The organism is Actinosynnema sp. ALI-1.44, assembly GCF_001984155.1.
Lineage (GTDB): Bacteria > Actinomycetota > Actinomycetes > Mycobacteriales > Pseudonocardiaceae > Kibdelosporangium.
Genome location: NZ_MTQO01000047.1, coordinates 127108 through 146987 on the forward strand (window position 1 = coordinate 127108; position 19880 = coordinate 146987).

At 67.6% G+C, this 19880-nt stretch carries 12 protein-coding genes and 1 riboswitch; of the genes, 7 read left to right on the forward strand and 5 right to left on the reverse strand.

Going from position 1 to position 19880, the window contains the following annotated elements; translation table 11 throughout:
* Positions 1-71: 71 nt before the first annotated feature.
* The 3 genes from ALI144C_RS25705 (at position 72) to ALI144C_RS25715 (ending at position 6636) form a co-directional block, all read left to right on the forward strand.
* Entirely contained in the window at positions 72-3551 is a 3480-nt protein-coding gene (locus ALI144C_RS25705) for a ribonucleoside-diphosphate reductase subunit alpha (RefSeq protein WP_076989733.1), read from the forward strand.
* Complete coding sequence (locus ALI144C_RS25710; RefSeq protein WP_269086704.1) at positions 3548-4603, forward strand: ribonucleotide-diphosphate reductase subunit beta; 1056 nt, start codon at positions 3548-3550, stop codon at positions 4601-4603. Before ALI144C_RS25705 ends, ALI144C_RS25710 begins: the two co-directional genes overlap by 4 nt.
* A gap of 269 nt (positions 4604-4872) precedes the next feature.
* The gene (locus ALI144C_RS25715; protein ID WP_076990047.1) at positions 4873-6636 is read left to right on the forward strand and encodes a Calx-beta domain-containing protein; all 1764 of its coding nucleotides are present in this window, start codon (positions 4873-4875) and stop codon (positions 6634-6636) included.
* A 42-nt stretch (positions 6637-6678) separates the two neighbouring features.
* On the opposite strand, the gene ALI144C_RS25720 is transcribed toward ALI144C_RS25715, so the two are convergent.
* Positions 6679-7176, reverse strand: a complete 498-nt coding sequence (locus ALI144C_RS25720; protein WP_076989735.1) for a MarR family winged helix-turn-helix transcriptional regulator — start codon at positions 7174-7176, stop codon at positions 6679-6681.
* 79 nt (positions 7177-7255) lie between these two features.
* Between ALI144C_RS25720 and ALI144C_RS25725 the strand changes: the two genes are divergently transcribed.
* Together ALI144C_RS25725 and ALI144C_RS25730 are read left to right on the forward strand one after the other, a co-directional pair.
* A complete protein-coding gene (locus ALI144C_RS25725; RefSeq protein WP_076989736.1) occupies positions 7256-8194 on the forward strand; it encodes an EamA family transporter in 939 nt (312 codons plus the stop codon).
* On the forward strand, positions 8130-8741 hold the full coding sequence (locus tag ALI144C_RS25730) for an NAD(P)-dependent oxidoreductase (protein ID WP_237774312.1): 612 nt from the start codon (positions 8130-8132) through the stop codon (positions 8739-8741). The genes ALI144C_RS25725 and ALI144C_RS25730 overlap by 65 nt, the downstream gene beginning before the upstream one ends.
* An 88-nt stretch (positions 8742-8829) precedes the next feature.
* Here the strand turns inward: ALI144C_RS25730 and ALI144C_RS25735 are convergent, their stop codons facing one another.
* Complete coding sequence (locus tag ALI144C_RS25735) at positions 8830-10104, reverse strand: ankyrin repeat domain-containing protein (protein ID WP_168211352.1); 1275 nt, start codon at positions 10102-10104, stop codon at positions 8830-8832.
* Positions 10105-10179: 75 nt separating this feature from the next.
* The gene (locus tag ALI144C_RS25740) at positions 10180-11139 is read right to left on the reverse strand and encodes a DUF1152 domain-containing protein (protein WP_076989738.1); all 960 of its coding nucleotides are present in this window, start codon (positions 11137-11139) and stop codon (positions 10180-10182) included.
* Positions 11140-11201: 62 nt separating this feature from the next.
* Positions 11202-11283: riboswitch (S-adenosyl-L-homocysteine riboswitch) on the forward strand.
* 14 nt (positions 11284-11297) lie between these two features.
* On the opposite strand from ALI144C_RS25740, the gene metH reads away from it, so the two are divergent.
* A complete protein-coding gene (gene metH / locus ALI144C_RS25745; RefSeq protein ID WP_076989739.1) occupies positions 11298-14900 on the forward strand; it encodes a methionine synthase in 3603 nt (1200 codons plus the stop codon).
* Between the two features lie 88 nt (positions 14901-14988).
* On the opposite strand, the gene ALI144C_RS25750 is transcribed toward metH, so the two are convergent.
* Positions 14989-16224: an exonuclease domain-containing protein gene (locus ALI144C_RS25750; protein ID WP_076989740.1), complete on the reverse strand. Its 1236-nt coding sequence runs from the start codon at positions 16222-16224 to the stop codon at positions 14989-14991.
* A gap of 224 nt (positions 16225-16448) precedes the next feature.
* Between ALI144C_RS25750 and ALI144C_RS25755 the strand changes: the two genes are divergently transcribed.
* Positions 16449-17837 (forward strand): class II 3-deoxy-7-phosphoheptulonate synthase, encoded by a 1389-nt coding sequence (locus tag ALI144C_RS25755; RefSeq protein WP_076989741.1) that lies wholly within the window; start codon positions 16449-16451, stop codon positions 17835-17837.
* A 68-nt stretch (positions 17838-17905) separates the two neighbouring features.
* Here the strand turns inward: ALI144C_RS25755 and pknB are convergent, their stop codons facing one another.
* The gene (gene pknB, locus ALI144C_RS25760; protein ID WP_076989742.1) at positions 17906-19852 is read right to left on the reverse strand and encodes a Stk1 family PASTA domain-containing Ser/Thr kinase; all 1947 of its coding nucleotides are present in this window, start codon (positions 19850-19852) and stop codon (positions 17906-17908) included.
* Between the last annotated feature and the right edge of the window lie 28 nt (positions 19853-19880).

Sequence of the window (19880 nt, forward strand, 5' to 3'; positions counted from 1 at the left end):
CACGGTGACTTCGTCTTGCCGTGCTTGTTTTCCTGTGCGCCTTCGGTCCGTCGGGCTTACGAGGAGGGGCTGTGACCGCAACAGCTGTGGGATTTGAGAGCCGCGTCGTCGACGCGTGCGCGGGTGTGCCCGATGTGGCTGCCGAGCTGGTGATCGCCGAGGTGGCGCGCAACGTCTACGACGGCATCACCGACCGGGAACTGGACGACGCGCTGATCATGTCGGCGCGCACGTTCGTGGAGACCGAGCCGAACTACTCGTTCGTGTGCGCGAGGTTGTTGCTGGACAAGCTCAAACGCGAGGTCCACGGCGCGGTGGCCGAGGACAAGTACTTCCACGAGTACATCCGCAAGGGAGTCGAACTCGACCGGATCGACCCGGAACTGGCGACGTTCGACCTGGACAGGATCGCCGCGGCGATCAAGCCGGAACGCGACCTGGCCTTCGGCTTCATCGGCCTGCAAACCCTCTACGACCGCTACCTGCTGCACGAGCACGGCGTGCGTTACGAACTGCCGCAGGCATTCTTCATGCGCGTGGCCATGGGCCTGTCGGTCAGGGAGGACGACAGGGAAGCCAGGGCGATCCAGTTCTACGAACTGCTGTCCAGCTTCGACTTCATGTGCTCGACACCGACCCTGTTCAACTCGGGGACCACGCGCCCGCAGCTGTCGTCCTGCTTCCTGACCACAGTGGACGATGACTTGAACAGCATCTTCCAGGGCTACCGCAACAACGCGTTGCTGGCCAAGTACTCCGGCGGCCTCGGCAACGACTGGACGCCGGTGCGCGGCATGGGCGCGCACATCAAGGGCACCAACGGCCAGTCGCAGGGCGTCGTGCCATTCCTGAAGATCGCCAACGACACGACGGTCGCGGTGAATCAGTGTTTCGCACCGGAAACCCTGGTCTACACAGCCGACGGCGCCAAGCAGATCCAGGCGATCCAAATCGGTGACATGGTTCTCGGCATCAGCGGCACCTACCGCGAAGTGACCGAGGTGATGGCCTACGACCAGGTCGACCCCATGGTCGAGGTGAACGTCAAGCACTCGGTCGACACGCTGAAGGTCACCGCGGGGCACCCGTTCTACGCGATCAAGGGCGTGCCGTTGGGGCAGGACAATGCGCGCACGCTGAAGTGGCTCGCCAACGGCAAGGTCGAGCCGGAATGGGTGGACGCGGGCAACCTGGAGAAGGGCGACTACGTCGCTCAGGTTGTGCCAACGGAAATCGTTCCGGTCGAGGGATTCACCGAGGACGACGCGCGGCTCTACGGCATCCTGCTCGGGGACGGACACCTGTCGAAGGACGGCCAGCAGTGGGGTGTTTCCGGCAATCCGGAGTTGGACACGCATCTCGACTTCGTCCGGGCTTACCTGACCGCTCGTGGAATTCACTTCTGGGAAACGGGCAGGGATGAGACCTGTGCCCAGGTCCACTGGGCATTCGGGCGTGGCGTGCGACGTGATGAGAAGAGCGGGCGCATATCGGGTGCGGGTGACCCAACGCTCCCGTTCACGTATGACGACGTGTACGACGAGAACCACAACAAGCGGATCTCCCGCAGGTTCTCACACTTGCCGCACACACAGACCCGGATGTTGCTGCGAGGGTTGCTGGAAACCGACGGCGGAGTGTCACGTGGCGTCGAGATCTACTTCACCACGACTTCTCAGCCCCTGGCTGCTGGGGTTCGTTACCAGTTGTTGCGGATGGGCGTTCCCTCAGCCGGGCAGTACCGAGAGCGTCAGCAGGACCACACGGGCACGCGTTCGGACGGCACCGCGATCTTCTTCACAGGAGTCGTCAAGGCTTTCGACGTCCGCGTCCCAGCTGTACAGGGTATCGCCGAGCTCGTCGGGTGCAGGCCACTGACCAAGCACAACTGGATCGAACACGGAGGCATGGTCTACTCCCGGGTTCGCGAGGTCCGCGAAACCGAGGTTGTTCCGACGGTTTTCGACCTCAAGGTGGACGCCGACGAGTCCTACATGACTGCGGCGGGACTCGCGCACAACGGTGGCAAGCGCAAGGGTGCGGCGTGCGCCTATCTGGAGACGTGGCACATCGACGTCGAGGAGTTCCTCGACCTGCGCAAGAACACCGGTGACGACCGGCGCCGTACGCACGACATGAACACGGCCAACTGGGTGCCGGACGAGTTCATGCGCCGCGTGGAGGCTGACGGTCACTGGACGCTGTTCTCCCCGGACGAGGTCCCAGACCTGCACGACACCTACGGCGACGACTTCGCCAAGCGCTACCGCGCATACGAAGAAGCCGCGGAACGCGGCGAGATCCGCGTGCACCGCAAGGTGCGGGCGCTCGACCTGTGGCGGCGGATGCTGACCATGCTGTTCGAGACCGGCCACCCGTGGATCACGTTCAAGGACCCGTGCAACCTGCGTTCGCCGCAGCAGCACACCGGTGTCGTGCACTCGTCGAACCTGTGCACCGAGATCACGCTGAACACCAGCGCCGACGAGGTCGCCGTGTGCAACCTCGGCTCGGTCAACCTGGCCAACCACGTGACACCGCAAGGCGTCGACCACGAGCGGCTCGAGCGGACCGTGAAGACAGCCGTTCGCATGTTGGACAACGTGATCGACATCAACTTCTACACCATCCCCGAGGCCGAGCGGTCCAACCTGCGGCACCGCCCGATCGGTCTGGGCATGATGGGGTTCGCCGACTCGCTGTTCACCCTGCGGATGCCGTTGGCCTCCGCGGGCGCTGTCGAGTTCGCCGACCGCAGCATGGAGGAGATCAGCTACTACGCCATCACCGCGTCGGCCGAGTTGGCGCGTGAGCGCGGCAGCTACGAGTCCTTCGACGGCTCGTTGTGGAGCAAGGGGATCCTGCCGATCGACTCGGTCGCGCACCTCGGCGACCACGTCGACGTCGACACGGCCTCCACTTTGGACTGGGGGCCGGTGCGTGAGCTGGTCCGCGGTGGTGTGCGCAACTCCAACATCATGGCGATCGCGCCGACCGCGACGATCTCCAACATCGTCGGTGTCGGCCAGTCGATCGAACCGCTCTACCGCAACCTGTTCGTGAAGTCCAACATGTCCGGGGACTTCACCGTGGTGAACGCCGCGCTGGTCAAGGACCTCAAGGAGCGCGGTCTCTGGGACGCGCGGATGGTCGCGGACCTCAAGGTGCACGACGGCGTGCTCGGCCCGGTCGCGCGGATCCCGATCGACCTGAAGGCGCTGTACGCCACCGCGTTCGAGATCGAGTCGGACTGGCTGATCGAGGCCGCGTCCCGCCGCCAGAAGTGGATCGACCAGGCGCAGTCGCTCAACCTGTACATCGCCGCGCCGAGCGGCCGCAAGCTGGACGCGCTCTACCGCCTGGCCTGGCACAAGGGCCTCAAGACCACCTACTACCTGCGTTCGCAGAGCGCGACCCACGTCGAGAAGAGCACGTTGCAGGGCACCGACGGCAAGCTCAACGCCGTCGCCGTGCGCAACGTCGCACCCACCGCCCCTGTCGAGCCGGTCGCCTGCTCGATCACCGACCCCGATTGCGAGGCCTGCCAGTGACCGTCACCAATGAGCCGCTGATCGAACGCGGCGCGGCCCGTGTCCACGTCGACGACAAGGCGATGATCAACGCCCGCGCCGACGTCAACCAGTTGCTGCCGCTGAAGTACCAGTGGGCGTGGGACAAGTACCTCGCCGGGTGCGCCAACCACTGGATGCCCACCGAGGTCTCGATGCAGGCCGACATCGCGCTGTGGCGTTCGCCGGACGGCCTGACCGAGGACGAGCGGTTCGCGATCAAGCGCAACCTCGGCTTCTTCGCCACCTCGGAGTCGTTGGTGGCCAACAACATCGTGCTCGCGGTGTACCGGCACCTGACCAACCCGGAGTGCCGCCAGTACCTGCTGCGCCAGGCGTTCGAGGAGGCCGTGCACACGCACACCTTCGAGTACATCTGCGAGTCGCTCGGCCTGGACGAGGGCGAGCTGTTCAACATGTACCGCGAGGTCCCGTCGATCACCGACAAGGCGTCGTGGGCGCTGGACTACACCCAGCACTTGGAGGACCCGACCTTCTCCACCGGCACGCCCGAGAACGACCAGGCCTTCCTGCGCGACCTGGTGGCGTTCTACGTGGTCTTCGAGGGCATGTGGTTCTACACCGGGTTCGCGCAGATCCTGTCGCTGGGCCGGCGCAACAAGATGGTCGGCATCGCCGAGCAGTACCAGTACATCCTGCGCGACGAGTCGATCCACCTGAACTTCGGCATCGACTCGATCAACCAGATCAAGATCGAGAACCCGCACCTGTGGACCGAGCGGTTCCAGGCGGAGATCCGCACGATGCTGGGCGAGGCGTGTGAGCTGGAGGTGGCCTACGGCCGCGACACCATGCCCAACGGCCTGCTCGGCCTGAACGCGCAGCTGTGCGAGCAGTACATGCACTTCATCACCAACCGCCGTTGCGCGCAGCTGGGGCTCGAGCCGGTGTTCGGGCCGACGGAGAACCCGTTCCCGTGGATGTCGGAGGCGATGGACCTCAAGAAGGAGAAGAACTTCTTCGAGACCAGGGTGACCGAGTACGCCTCGGGATCCAGCCTCGACTGGGACTAGCTCGCACATTCACTCCCCGGCAAACACCGCCACCAGGGGAGCCCCTGATCTTGATTCAAGCACAGGGGTCTGACAGTTTTCGCCTGCTGAGCTCACGGCTCAGCCGCGTCATGGGGTGGTCCAATTGGACCACCCCATGACGCGTTTCACGGTCCCGAACCGCCCCAAAGGGCAGACTCCCCGGGCGGCCGACCACAGCGTCAACCGATTCCTTGTCTCCGGTGGCACGTCCGACGACGCTCATCAGGCTGAGCATCGAAGGAGGTGCCATGCCCACGAGAACGCTGGCGCTGATGGTGGCGTCAGCCGTGCTGCTCGCCGGTTTGCCGTCGTACGCCGCGCCGGCCCAGGTCGATCCGCCGTCGGTGGATCTCACCCTCGGTCCCGGCGGCAGCGCCACACTGACCAAGAAGGTCACCACCCCGACAATCCCACCGAACCCCGACATCGTGCTGCTCGGTGACACCACCGGCAGCATGATCGACGTGCTGGCGAACGTCGCGGCCAACGCCGAGGCGATCGCCGGTCAGGTCATGGACACCCAGCCGACCGCGAAGTTCGCGGTGGCGCAGTACAAGCACCACAACGACGGCGCACTGGCGTTCAGCGTGAACCAGGCGCTGACCGGCAGCCAGGAAGCTGTCCACGCCGGCACCCAGAAATGGGTCGACCAGGCCGAGGGCGGCGGCATCCCGGCGTCGGACTTCGTCAACGCGCTGTACCAGATCGCGTCCGGCGCGATCGCGTTCCGGCCGGACAGCAGCCGGATCGTCGCGTGGTTCGGCGACTCACACTCCGAGGACCCGAGCATCGGGCACACCATGGGTCAGGCCATCGCGGCGCTGAAGGCCAAGGACATCCGGGTCATCGCCGTGCCGATCGCGGGCACCGACGGCGGTGGGCTCGACAGCCTCGGCCAGGCGAGCGCGATCACGTCACAAACCGGTGGCGTGATGATGCCGGGCACGTCGCCCGGTGCGGTCGCACAGGCCATCCTCGACGGTCTCGAGAACCTCGACGCCACCGTGACGCACCAGCAGGTCGGCTGCGCGCCGCAGTTGACGACGTCGCTCAGTCCCGCCAGCAAGACGGTCCCGAGCGGACAGGCGGTCGAGTTCACCGAGACCATCGGGGTCAAGGAGGGCACGAAGCCGGGCACGTACAGCTGCAAGGTGAAGTTCCTGGTCAACGGCGCTCAGCACGACCTCGTCCAGACGATCACCGTCCGGGTTCCGGGCATCGTGGTCCGCGACGTCGTCACGCGCGAGGGCAAGATCGTGAAGCTGCCGGTGCAGCTGGACAGGGCGAGCACCACCCCGATCACCGTGCACTACAAGACAGTCGACGGCACGGCGACCGCGGGGACCGACTACAAGGCGGCCGAGGACGACCTGACGTTCACGCCGGGGCAGACCAGCAAAACTGTCCACTTGCAAATCCTGTCCGACAAGGAATACAAGGAGGGCAACGAGACGTTCAGCGTGCAGTTCACGCAGGGCGCCACCGTGGTCGGGACGGCGAAGGTCACGATCAAGGAGCGCCACAGCGGCTCGTGTGGTGCGACTGCGGTGAAGCTGCTCAACCAGGACGTCGTGGCTGCCAACTCCGGCGAACACGGCTGTGACACGGACAGCAAGACCGCGGCCGGTACGAAGGTCGGTGCGGGCCCGGTGTCCGTGCAGGTCTCCGCGGTGTCCGCGAAGACAGGCAAGGCCGCCGCCTCGACCTCGGTGGGTTCGGTGAAGATCACCGTGCTCGGACAGGTCGTGGAGATCGGCGTGATCGAGTCCCACGCCTCGGCCTCCTGTGACACGGGCAAACCCGTTGCCCGGTCCACGGTCGGGTCGTTGAAGGTCAACGGCTCCGAGGTCGACGTCGGCTCCGGCCCGGTCACCGTTCCGTTGGTGGCCGGGAAGCTGAAGCTCAACAGCACTACGAGAACAGCGGACTCGGTGACGCAGCGCGCGGTCGTGCTGGACACCGCGCTGACCGATCTGGTGATCGGTGAAGCCCGTGCCGGGTGCGCGAAGTGAAGTGAGGTGACGGGTGGACGCGGGCTGGTCGGCCAGTCCGCGTCACTCCCGCTTGTCGCCCAGTGATTCCAGCAGGTCCCGCAGTGCGCCCGCCAGCGCGTCGCGCTGCTTCCCGGTCACCGCGGCCAGTACGCGCTGCTCGGTTTCGAGGTGTTCCGGCATCGCCTTCTCGATCAGGTCCCAGCCTTCGCCGGTGAGCGAGACGACGACGCTGCGGCCGTCCTTCTCGCTGCGCGTGCGCCGGATCAGGCCGCGTGCTTCCAGCCGGTCGAGGCGTTGGGTGATCGCGCCGGACGTCACCATGGTCGCCGTGATCAGGTCGTTCGGGCACAGCTGGTGCGGTGGTTCGGAACGGCGCAGGGTCGCCAGGACGTCGAAGGACGGCGAGTCCAGGCCGTGCCGGGCGAACGTCTTGTCCAGTTCGGCGTTGACCAGCCGGTTGAGCCGCTTGAGCCGCCCGACCACGGCCATCGGGGAGACGTCCAGGTCAGGGCGGCGTTCACGCCACTGATCGAGCACCATATCGACGTGGTCGGCCATGGTCGCATGGTAGCCGAAGTGTCTTAGTGGTGAGCTAACTCACCGGTCGGATTCCTTAGCGTTGAGATACATTGTCTTAGTGCTAAGCAATCGGATCGCTCTCATCCTGGTGACCGCGCTGGCGCCCATGATCTGGGGGACCACCTACTACGTCACCACGGAACTGCTGCCGCCCGACCGGCCCCTGCTCGCCGGGCTGCTGCGGGCGCTGCCCGCCGGGCTCCTGCTCGTCGCCGTGACCCGCCGTCTGCCCACCGGGGACTGGTGGTGGCGGGCCCTGGTCCTGGGCGTGCTGAACATCGGCGCCTTCTTCCCGCTGCTGTTCCTCGCCGCCTACCGGCTGCCCGGCGGCGTCGCCGCCACCGTCGGCGCCATCCAGCCGCTCATCGTCGTGGGACTGTCCGCGGCTGTGCTCAACGACCGGCTCACCGTCCGCAAGGCGCTGGCCGGGGTCGCCGGGGTGTTCGGTGTGGCCCTGCTCGTGTTGCGTGCCAACGCGCAACTGGACGCGCTCGGTGTCGGCGCCGCCCTCGCCGGCGCCTTCGTGATGGGCACCGGCGTTGTCCTGAGCAAGCGGTGGGTCTCGCCCGCGCCGCTGCTCGCCATCACGGGATGGCAGCTCGTCGCGGGCGGACTGCTGCTGCTCCCGGTCACGCTGGTCTTCGAGGGGCTGCCGTCGTCGGTCACCGGGGCGAACCTGGCGGGGTACGCGTACCTCTCGATCATCGGCGCCGCGGTGGCGTACGCCTTGTGGTTCCACGGGATCCGGGCGCTGACCGCCGTGAACGTCACCTTCCTCAGCCTGCTCAGCCCGGTGGTCGCCACCCTCGTCGGCTGGCTGGCCCTCGGCCAGAACCTCAGTACCGCTCAGCTCGTCGGCGCGGCGATCGTGCTGGCGTCGTTGATCACCGCCCAGACGACCGCCAAGATCGAAAAAGGGAAAACCGATGCGGATGACAGTGTTCGGAGCGGGCGGAAACGCCGGGCGCCGGGTCGTGACCGAAGCCTTGTCCCGTGACCACGACGTCACAGCGGTGGTCCGTGACCCCGGCGACTACCCGGACTTGGCCGCGGTGGCCGGCGACGCCGCGAACCCCGACGACGTCGCCCGGCTGACCGAAGGCCAGGACGTCGCCGTCCTCGCGACCCGTCCGGCGCCAGGCCGTGAGCCGGAGGCGGCGATCGTGATGAAGGCGGTTCTCGCCGGGATCGCGCCAGGCGTACGGCTGCTGGTCATCGGCGGCTCGGGCAGCCTCACCGCGCCAGGCGGCGGACTGGTCATCGACTCGCCGGAGTTCCCGCCGTCGTGGCTGCCCATCGCGCGGGCATCCGGCGGGCAGTTCGACGCGTGCCGTGCCGAGACCACAGTGGACTGGACGTACATCAGCCCGGCCAACGAGTTCGAACCCGGTGTGCGGACTGGGAAGTACCGGCTCGGCAAGGACGACCTGCTGGTCGACGCGGACGGCCGGTCGGCCATCTCGATGGAGGACTTCGCGGTGGCCTTGGTGGACGAGGCCGAACGGCCACGGCACAAGCAAACCAGATTCACAGTCGGGTACTAGGTCGTGTCTCGAAGTCCCCGGTCGATGAGAGCCGGGATCGGGACCGCATCCGGCCCGGCTATCGCGGCCGGGGCCTTTGAGACACGGCCTAACCCAGCAACCTGTGCAACCCGGTGCTGGTGGCCGCGAGCATGCCGCAGTGGTCGGCGAACGCCAGGTCGTTCACCGCGCCGAACGTCGTCTCGCGGCCACGCGGCCTGCCGCTGTGAGCGTCCAACCAGGACACCCCGGCGGCGGTGCCGACCGCGAGCGTCCGCCCGTCGCCGGTGTAGCAGAGCGTGCCGGTGCGGGACTCGATCTCGTGTTTCCACGCGGCTTCACCGGTCGCGGAAAGGGTCGCGACGACACCCGTCGGGTGGACCCACATCGCGATGTACTCGCCGCTGGGGGAGAAACGGAGTGTGCCGGACACCTCGGAGCTCCACGGCTGCGGGTCGCGCCGGTCGTAGCGGTGTCGCAACCGGCCGTCCCTGCCGACGTCGAGGACTGTCAGCCACCAACTGCCCCGCATCGAGTTGCCGACCGCCAGTTTCCCGCCGTCCGGCGAGAACTCGGGCGTGACACGGGCGTCACCGAGCCCCTCCCAGTCGGTGTGGTCGAGGTCCTGATCACCGGCGAGCGGAACGCCCGAAGCGGTCTCGACGACCCGCAGTTGCTGGTCGCGGCCGATCGCGAGCCGTTCACCGTCCGGCGACATCGCCAGGCTGCCCGTGCCCGCGTCGGGTAACTCGAACGCCAGCCGGATCGCCGCCCACTGCCGGACCTGCACGGACTTCTCGCCCGCGAACGCGACCAGCGGGCCCGTGTACGACCCGACCGGGCCACGGAGGTCGGTGCGGGAGCCGACCCGCAGGATCTCCACCGGTTTGATCCGCGGCTCCAACTCCCACCGGACGAGGACAGTGCCGCGGTACATCGTGGTCAACGCCTCGGCCCGATGCGGCCGGATCGCCACGGTCTGCTGCGGCCCGTGTTCCACCTCGTCGAGCCCCAGTCGCGTGGACCGGCCGTGGTAGCGGAGTCTGCGCGCCATCCGTTCCCTGAGCTCCGACGGGCCGTGGGGTAACAGGTCCTGCGGCAGGTCGCCGTAGCGGTCGCGGCAGCCGGGGTCGGCGCCGCGCTCCAGCAGCATCTCGGCGACGTCCGTCCAGCCGAACTCGGCCGCCCGGTGCAGGGGCGAGGTGTCACCGCCCGCCCGCACCGGCGCGCCCGCGGAGATCAGCAGCCGGGCGATGTCCGGATCGCTGGCGACCTCCAGCGGCGTGTGCCCGTCGTCGTCGGTCACCGACAACGCTGTTCCGGTCGCGAGCAGCGCGCGGACCGCATCAGCATCGCCGCTCGCTACGGCGCTGTGCAGGTCCACGGCTGTCACGTTAGGTCCCGGGTCGATCAACCGTCCAGCAGTGCATCGTCGGGAGTCCCCGCCGTCGTGTGCGAGTCAGTGCGGGAACGCCCGCCAGGTCCGTCGGTCGAGGTGCTCGCGGTGTTCCCGGATGGCCATCGCGACCTCGGCCAGGTGGACTGACTGCTCCAACTGGGGCAGGTAGCCGACGCTCGCGGCGAGACCGGGCAGGTCGAGCGTGAAGTACATCGACATCAGCGGGTTGACGAACAACTCGCTGCCCGCGGTCCGGTCGGTGAACTGGCTGTCGCCGAACTCGCCGCGCAGTGACGCCGCGATCTGGCCGTTGACGATGCTGGGCCGCCGTGGCGTCGCGGCCGCCGCGTGCTCGACCGCACGCAGGTACCCCTGTGCTTCGGGGGACCCCGGTGGGATGGAGAAAGCACCCAGATAAGCGCCGGTCCGGGTCAGCGCGGCGAGGTTCTCCAACACCAACGAGTGACAAACGCCGTGATACGTGTCGATCCCGAACCCGATGCACACGGCCAGTCGTTCGACGCCATCGATCCCGGCGAGCGCGGCGAGACTGGTCATGTCTTCTTCGGGCGTGCCGAGGCCGACCTCGTCGCCGCGCATCAGGATGTCCGTACCACCATCGACCAGCACGACGGCGTCGATCCCAAGGTGTGAGAGCAGCGACTGGTATGCCAGCCGCAGCGGCTGGACCCCGACCCGGGGGAACGCGTACACCGTCGACGGCAGCCTTTCAGCAGCCAGCCAGGTCGCCAGCACGCGTTCCGGGAAGTAGCTGCCTTTCACCCCACCAGTTGACGGAGTGACCGCCGCGACCCCCGGCCACACCCAGGAGTCGACGTCGAGCGCCGTTAGATTGGTGAACGACAGATTGGCGAGGTGGACGTCCTTCCCCGCGGCACGCAACGCCAGAGCCAGCGGAATTCCGGCGTACACATCGAAACCGCCGCCCGCTCCGGCGATCAGGACCCGGCGCGCGCCGGCCAGTCGCGTGAACAACGGCGGTTCGGACAACGAGAACACGACTCGAGGCTAGCTGGAGGGACATGTGCGAGGCTTGCGCTTTCCCGGTAACCTACAAGGCCTAGGCCGAGAGGCGCTGCAACGGACCACCCGGGTCCGCCACGCTCGGCCTGGCGTTATGAACGTGAAGGGCGCCTCCCAAATGGTGGGAGGCGAACATGGGTAAGTCCCTGCAGGACCTTCTCGCTGAGCGGGTCGTGGTTCTCGACGGCGCGTGGGGCACGATGCTCCAGGGCGCGGGCCTCAAGCCCGCGGACTACCGCGCGGATCTCATCCCGGAAGACCACGTCAAGGACGTCACGGGCGACCCGGACCTGCTCAACCTGACCCGCCCCGACGTGATCCTCGACGTGCACCGCCAGTACCTGGCCGCGGGCGCGGACATCACGACCACCAACACGTTCACCGCGACCAGCATCGGCCAGGCCGACTACGCGCTGCAGTCGATGGTCCACGACATGAACGTGCGCGGCGCGCAGATCGCCCGCCAGGCGGCGGACGAGGCGGGTGGCAGGTTCGTCGCCGGATCGATCGGCCCGCTCAACGTCACCCTGTCGCTGTCGCCGAAAGTCGAGGACCCGGCGTACCGCGCGGTCACGTTCGACCAGGTCTACGAGACCTACGCCGAGCAGATCAAGGGCCTTGCCGAAGGCGGCGTCGACCTGCTGCTGATCGAGACGATCTTCGACACGCTGAACGCCAAGGCGGCCGTGGCCGCGGCCAAGGACGTCGCGCCGCACCTGCCGCTGTGGATCTCGGTCACCATCGTCGACCTGTCCGGCCGCACGCTGTCCGGCCAGACCGTCGAGGCGTTCTTCAGCTCGATCGAACACGCGGACCCGATGATCGTCGGCGTCAACTGCGCGCTCGGCGCCGCCGAGATGCGCCCGCACGTGGCGGACCTGTCCCGGCTCGCGGGCACGTACACGGCCAGCCACCCGAACGCGGGCCTGCCCAACGCGTTCGGTGGCTACGACCAGACGCCCCAGGAGACCGCCGAGTTGCTCAAGGGCTTCGTCGGGGACGGCATGGTCAACATCGTCGGCGGCTGCTGCGGCACCACACCGGCCCACATCAAGCAGATCGCACAGGCCGTCGAAGGGCTCAAGCCGCGTGAGGTGCCGGGCACCGGCGCGCAGACCCGGTTCAGCGGCCTCGAGCCGTTCTCGATCGGCCAGGACACCGGCTTCGTGATGATCGGTGAACGCACCAACGTCACCGGGTCGGCGAAGTTCCGCCGCCTGATCGAGGCCGACGACCACCAGGCCGCTGTCGACGTGGCGCTGGACCAGGTGCGCGGTGGTGCGAACCTCCTCGACGTCAACATGGACGCCGACCTGCTCGACAGCGAGCGGGCGATGACCACGTTCCTGAACCTGATCGCGACCGAGCCCGAGGTGGCCCGGATCCCGGTGATGATCGACAGCTCGCGCTGGAGCGTGCTCGAGGCCGGGCTGAAGTGCGTGCAGGGCAAGGGAGTCGTCAACTCCATCAGCCTCAAGGAAGGCGAGGAGCAGTTCCTCGACCACGCCCGCAAGATCCGCGGCTACGGCGCGGGTGTCGTGGTGATGGCGTTCGACGAGCAGGGCCAGGCCGACACCACCGAACGCAAGGTCGAGATCTGCGCCCGCGCGTACGACCTGCTCACCCGGAAGGCGGGTTTCCCGGCCGAGGACATCATCTTCGACCCGAACGTGCTCGCCGTGGCGACCGGTATCGCCGAGCACAACGGGTACGCGAAGGCGTTCATCGACGCGTTGCCGTTGATCAAGGAGCGCTGTCCGGGCGTGCGGATCAGCGGCGGTATCTCGAACCTGTCGTTCTCCTTCCGCGGCAACAACGTCGTGCGTGAGGCGATGCACTCGGCCTTCCTGTACTACGCCGTACAGGCCGGGCTGGACATGGGCATCGTCAACGCCGGTCAGCTCGCCGTCTACCAGGACATCCCGGCCGACCTGCTGGAACTGGTCGAGGACGTGCTGTTCGACCGGCGCGAGGACGCCACCGACCGGCTCGTCGCCTTCGCCGAGACGGTCAGCGGCACGGGAACCAAGCGCACGGTCGACCTGTCCTGGCGAGAGGCGCCGGTCCGCAAGCGCCTGGAACACGCGCTGGTGCACGGGATCGTGGACTTCATCGAGGAGGACACCGAGGAGGCGCGCATGGACGCCGCGCGCCCGCTCGACGTCATCGAAGGCCCGCTGATGGACGGCATGAAGATCGTCGGTGACCTGTTCGGCTCCGGCAAGATGTTCCTGCCGCAGGTGGTCAAGAGCGCACGGGTGATGAAGCGCTCGGTGGCGTACCTCGAGCCGTTCATGGAGGCGGAGAAGGAGCGGTTGCGCGCCGAAGGCGTGATCAGCACCAGGAGCGGCAACGGGAAGGTCGTCCTGGCCACGGTCAAGGGCGACGTGCACGACATCGGCAAGAACATCGTCGGCGTCGTGCTGGGCTGCAACAACTACGAGGTGATCGACCTCGGCGTGATGGTGCCCGCGGCGACCATCTTGGACACCGCGATCGCCGAGGGTGCCGACGCCATCGGGCTGTCCGGCCTGATCACCCCGTCGTTGGACGAGATGGTCAGCGTGGCGTCCGAGATGCAGCGCCGCGGCATGAACCTGCCGCTGCTGATCGGCGGCGCGACCACGTCCCGCCAGCACACCGCGGTCCGGATCGCGCCCGCCTACGAGGGCTCGACCGTGCACGTGCTCGACGCGTCCCGCGTCGTCGGTGTCGTGTCGGACCTGTTGGACGAGGACAAGGCACTCGCGCTCGACGAGGCCAACCGCGACGACCAGGCACGGCTGCGTGAACAGCACGAGGCCAAGGAACGCCGCCCGCTGCTGACCGTCGAGCAGGCGCAGGCGAACCCGGAGAAGGTGTCGTTCGACGAACTGCCGACACCGGACTTCACCGGCGTGCGGTACGTCGAGCCGGACCTGACCACGCTGCGCGAGATGATCGACTGGCAGTTCTTCTTCCTGGCGTGGGAGTTGAAGGGCAAGTACCCGGCGATCCTCGACCAGCCGGTGGCGAAGGAGCTGTTCGACGACGGCAACGCGCTGCTCGACGAGATCATCGCCAACGGCTCGTTCCACGCGCAGGGCGCGTACGCGTTCTGGCCCGCGCACTCCGAAGGCGACGACATCGTGCTCGACGGCAAGCTGCGGCTGCCGATGTTGCGCCAGCAGACCGAGAAGCCCGTGGGACGCCCGAACCGTTGCCTCGCCGACTACATCGCCCCGGAAGGTGACCACCTCGGTGGGTTCGCCGTGGCGATCCACGGCGCCGAGGACCTGGCGGCGCAGTACGAGGAACGCAACGACGACTACCGGTCGATCATGGTCAAGGCGCTGGCCGACCGGCTGGCGGAGGCGTTCGCGGAGTACATCCACCTCGAGGCGCGGCGGGCCTGGTTCGAGCCGGACGCCCAGCCGAAGCTGGCGGACCTGCACGCGGAACGCTTCCGCGGCATCCGCCCGGCGCTCGGCTACCCGGCCAGCCCCGACCACAGCCAGAAGAAGCAGCTGTTCGACCTGCTCGACGCCGAGAAAATCGGGATGGCGCTGACCGAGTCCTACGCGATGACCCCGGCGGCGGCGGTCAGCGGCCTGATCTTCGCCAACCCGGGGGCGCGCTACTTCACGGTCGGCAGGCTCGGCCGTGACCAGGTCGAGGACTACGCCCGCCGTCAGGGCGTCGGCGTCGACGTGGTGGAACGGTGGCTGCGGCCGAACCTCGGCTACGAGACGGAGTGAGCAACAGCGGGACCGGCTACTTTCTCCTCCAGCGGAAGTAGTCGGTCCACAGTGCCCTGGGATTCGGCGTAGGTCAGCCCGTTGACCATCAAGCTCTCCTCAACGAGTGGCTGATGAACGACTCGAACGCGTCTTCGGTGATGATCGGGATGCGGTACGTGTGTGCCTTCTTCGCCTTGCCGGACAGCGAATCCGGGTCCGCGGCGACGACGAGTCGTGTGGTCTTGGTTACGGTGTTGTGCACGCCGAGGCCTGCCTGTTGCGCGCGCTCCACCCATTCTTCACGAGACAGTCGCATCTGCCCCGTGAACACGACCGAGTCACCGTGCCGCAGCCGGAACTCGTCACTCGAGCGGTGACCCAGTTTCACCAACTGGCGCGCGGTCGACAGCGCGGTGTCCACCTCACCTGCGGGCAGTCCGAGCAGGCTCGCCACCAGGCGCAGGTCGGCCACCTCGACGTCGGTCACGACCTCGTCCGCCCACGCGCGCATCGCCAGGGCCACGAGGTACCGCTGGTGCAGGTCCGTGGTGTCGCCCCGGGTGAGCCCGACGTCCTGTGCGGTTCGCACCAGTTCGTCCTGCTCGGTGGTGGACAGGTGGCGGTCGAGCAGTGCCCTGTCCACAACCGCCAGGTACCCGTCCGCTCCCGGCGAGTGGGAAATCTTCGGCAGCCCGTCGACCAGTCGTGCGAGAAAATGTCCGCGGTCGGCAGGTGTACCGCGGCGCACTTCTTTACCGGTGGATTCCGGCAAAGCGGGCCAGCTCCGTGACGCCACGTCCTGCCATTGCCGGAGCCAGGGTCGCGGATCGGCCACTATTCGCAGCAGATGACCGAACAACTCGGCCGTCGCCCTGGCGTCGTGCAATGCGGAATGGGCATTGTCCAGGGGCACCCCCGCGGCCTGGCAACACATGGCCAGAGAACGTCCCGTTGTTGTCAGGTATCGGTCCGACAACCGCATGGTGCAGAGACCTGTCGTGGCGTCCAGCGGCACCCTTTCGCCGAACTCGGCGGCGAGAAACCGCAGGTCGAAGGACACGTTGTGACCGACGACCAGTCGTCCGGCCAACCGGCGGCCGAGGTCGCCCGCGATCTCGCCGAAACGCGGGGACCTGCGTGCCTCAGCCGCGGTGATTCCGTGGATGTGCTGCGGACCGAGGTCTCTTTCGGGATTGACGAGTGTGCACCACTCGTCGATGAACCCGCCGTTGTTGTCGAGCCGTACCACGGCGACCTCGACTATTCGATGATGCCATCCGGGGTGTAGGCCAGTTGTTTCGACATCCACAACGGCATAACCATCGACCACAGCGTCTCCCACGGTTGTCGCCTCCTACCGTTCGACGCTGTCGGAAGTCGGCTGCGGCTCGTTATCCGCCGCACTCTTTTCGTTATGAACGCGGGGTTCCCGTGTCAATTCGACGCCTGGCGTGCCCCTGGGCGGCGGTTGGCCTGTCCAACCCGTTCGGGGCCTGGAAGTGAGGAGATTGAGGTCCAATCGTGCCTGACGGTAAAACTCCCTCGCGGACCTCTTAGGCTAGAGGCGTGAACTGGACCGTGGACGTGCCCGTGGACACGCTTCCCGAACTGCCCCCGCTGCCGCCGCACCTGCGCAAGGCGCTCGACGAAGCCCTGGCCAAGCCGGCCGCGCAGCAGCCGGAGTGGCCGGACCAGGACAACGTGCGCAAGGTTCGCACGCTGCTGGAGTCCGTGCCGCCCGTCACCGTGCCCGCCGAGATCGACCGCCTGCACCAGCGGCTCGCCGAGGTCGCCAACGGTCAGGCGTTTCTGCTGCAAGGCGGCGACTGCGCCGAGACGTTCGCGGACAACACCGAGCCCCACATCCGCGGCAACATCCGGACGTTGCTGCAGATGGCCGTGGTGCTGACGTACGGCGCGAGCCTGCCCGTGGTCAAGGTCGGCCGGATCGCGGGCCAGTACGCCAAGCCGCGGTCCAACCCGACCGACGCCCTCGGCCTGCCGGTCTACCGCGGCGACATCGTCAACTCGCTCGTCGCGACGCCCGAGGCGCGCGTCCCGGACCCGTCCCGGATGATCCGCGCCTACGCCAACGCGGGCGCGGCGATGAACCTGCTGCGTGCCCTCACCGGCGCGGGCATGGCGGGCCTGACGATGGTGCACGACTGGAACAAGGACTTCGTCCGCACCTCCCCGGCAGGCGAGCGCTACGAGGCACTGGCGGGCGAGATCGACCGCGGCCTGCGCTTCATGCAGGCCTGCGGCGTGCACGACTACTCGCTGGACCACACCGAGATCTTCGCCAGCCACGAGGCGCTGCTGCTGGACTACGAGCGCGCCATGCTGCGGATGGACAACTCCAGCGAAGAGCCGAAGCTGTACGACCTGTCCTCGCACTTCCTGTGGATCGGCGAGCGGACCCGGCAGATGGACGGCGCGCACCTGGCGTTCGCCGAGCTGCTGTCGAACCCGATCGGCCTGAAGATCGGTCCGACGACCACCCCGGAACTGGCGGTGGAGTACGTCGAGCGCCTCGACCCGCACAACAAGCCGGGCAGGCTGACGCTGATCAGCCGGATGGGCAACCACAAGGTCCGCGACGTGCTGCCGAACATCATCGAGAAGGTCGAAGCGTCGGGTCACAAGGTGATCTGGCAGTGCGACCCGATGCACGGCAACACCCACGAGTCGTCGACCGGCTACAAGACCCGTCACTTCGACCGGATCGTCGACGAGGTCCAGGGCTTCTTCGAGGTGCACCGCAGGCTCGGCACCCACCCGGGCGGCATCCACGTCGAGCTGACGGGCGAGGACGTCACCGAGTGCCTCGGCGGCGCACAGGACATCTCCGACACGGACCTGTCCGGCCGCTACGAGACGGCGTGTGACCCGCGCCTGAACACGCAGCAGTCGCTGGAGCTGGCGTTCCTGGTCGCGGAGATGCTCCGCTCCTGACCAGCCCCGACGTGAACGATGCCCCCAACGCGCCGTTGGGGGCATCGTCGTTCGTGCAGCAGGGCGGGTCAGCCGAAGAACTCGACAGCCACGCGGACGGTCGAGCCCTTCTCCACCAGGCTGCCCGCGTTCGGTCCCTGTGCGTTGATCCGCCGATTGCCGCGGTCGTCGCCGAAGAACGAGACAACCTCCAGCTTCAGGCCGAGCTTGTCGACCTGCTCCCGTGCTTCTTTGACCTTCTTGCCGCGGAGGTCGGGCACGGAGATCGCGTTGGAGACGACGAACTCGACCTTCTTGTCCTCGGCGGTGGTTCCCGCGCCGGGGGTCGTCGAGATCACCTTGCCGCCTTCGGTCCTGCCGTCGAACTTCTGGGTGACGTTGGTGACGGTGTAACCGGCTTCCTGCACCAGCGAGCGGGCTTCGGCCTCGGACTTGCCGACCACGTTCGGCAACGGCTTGAGCGGCGCCGGGCCCCTGCTCAGGATCAGCGTCACCGTGTCGCCGATCTTCAGCTGCGTTCCCGCGCTCGGCGACGTGGTCAGCACCGCGCCCTTGGGCACGTTGTTGTCGTACCTGTCGTCCGCAGGGGACAAGCCGGACTTGAGGTCCTGTGCCTTCAGTTCCTTCTCGACGGCTTCCACGGTCGCGCCCGGCTGGACCTCCGGCACGACCGGCGGCCCGGCCGAGACGAACACGTTCACCGCCGACCCCGGCAGCAGGGTTCCCGACGCCGGGTCCGTCTTGATCACTTTGCCGCGCTGGACGGTGTTGCTGCGGCTTTCGAGCACGGTCGGCGCCAGTTGCGCGTTCTGGATCTGCTGCACCGCCGACGTCTTGTCCGCGCCGACCACGTTCGGGATCGCCACCGGGCTCGGGCCGCTGACCAGGATGAACGTCGCGACGATCGCGACGACGGCGATGCCGGCGGCGACGATGCCCCACTTCGGGATGGGGAAACGTTTGCGTGGCGACTTCTCCGGCGGTGACGCCGCAGCGGGCTTCCTCGTGCGGGGCGGAACCGGCGGCGGAGGTGGCGGCGCGTCCAGGTCGGATCGCAGCATCGCGCGAGTGCCCCGCGGGCCGGGTGTGGTCGGTGTGCCGTTGTTCTGCACGGGCACGGTCTGCTGGGTCGGTACCTCGATGCCCGGCGTGGTCTTCATGCCGTGTGCCGCGGCGGGCACCGGCACGAGCGGAGCGCCGATCGCGAGCCGGACACGCTCGACTTCCTGAAGGAACGCGCCCGCGTCCGCAGGACGGCCGGACGGGTCGCGGCGCGTGGCACGCAGCACGAGCTCGTCCAACGCCTGGGGGATGCCCGGCGCGGTCTGGCTCGGCGGCGGCACGTCGTCGTTCACGTGCCGGTACGCCACCGACAACGGCGTGTCGCCGACGTACGGAGGCGTTCCCGTGAGCATCTCGTACAACAGGACGCCCGCGGAGTACACGTCACCGCGGGCTGTCGTCGCGCCCGTGGTCACCTGTTCCGGCGACAGGTAGGCCACTGTGCCGAGGATCACGCTGTGGCTCGTGTTGTTTCCGCTGGCCATGGCCTTGACCAGGCCGAAGTCGCCGACCTTGACCGTGCCCTGCTTGCCGATCAGCACGTTCTCCGGCTTGACGTCCCGGTGCACCAGCCCGGCCTGGTGAGCCGCGGCGAGCGCGGACAGCACCGGCTGCAGCACCGACAGCGCCAGCGGGATGGTCAGCCTGCCGCGCTCGGTCAGCAGGTCGCGCAGGGTGCCGCCGTCCACCAGTTCCATCACCAGGAACACGTGGTCCCCGTCGAAGCCCTGGTCGTGCACGGCGATCACGTGGGGGTGATGCAGGCTCGCCGCGGCTCGTGCCTCACGCTCGAACCGGTCGACGAACGAACGGTCCTCGGCGAACCGGTGATCCATCACCTTGATCGCCACCGGCCGCTCCAGCCGAGTGTCCATACCTCGGTAGACCGCCGACATGCCGCCACGGGCAAGGGGCGCGTCGACCCGGTAACGCTGCTCCAGCAACGTCGCCATTTGAAGCCCGCCTCTTTCCTGCACGTGT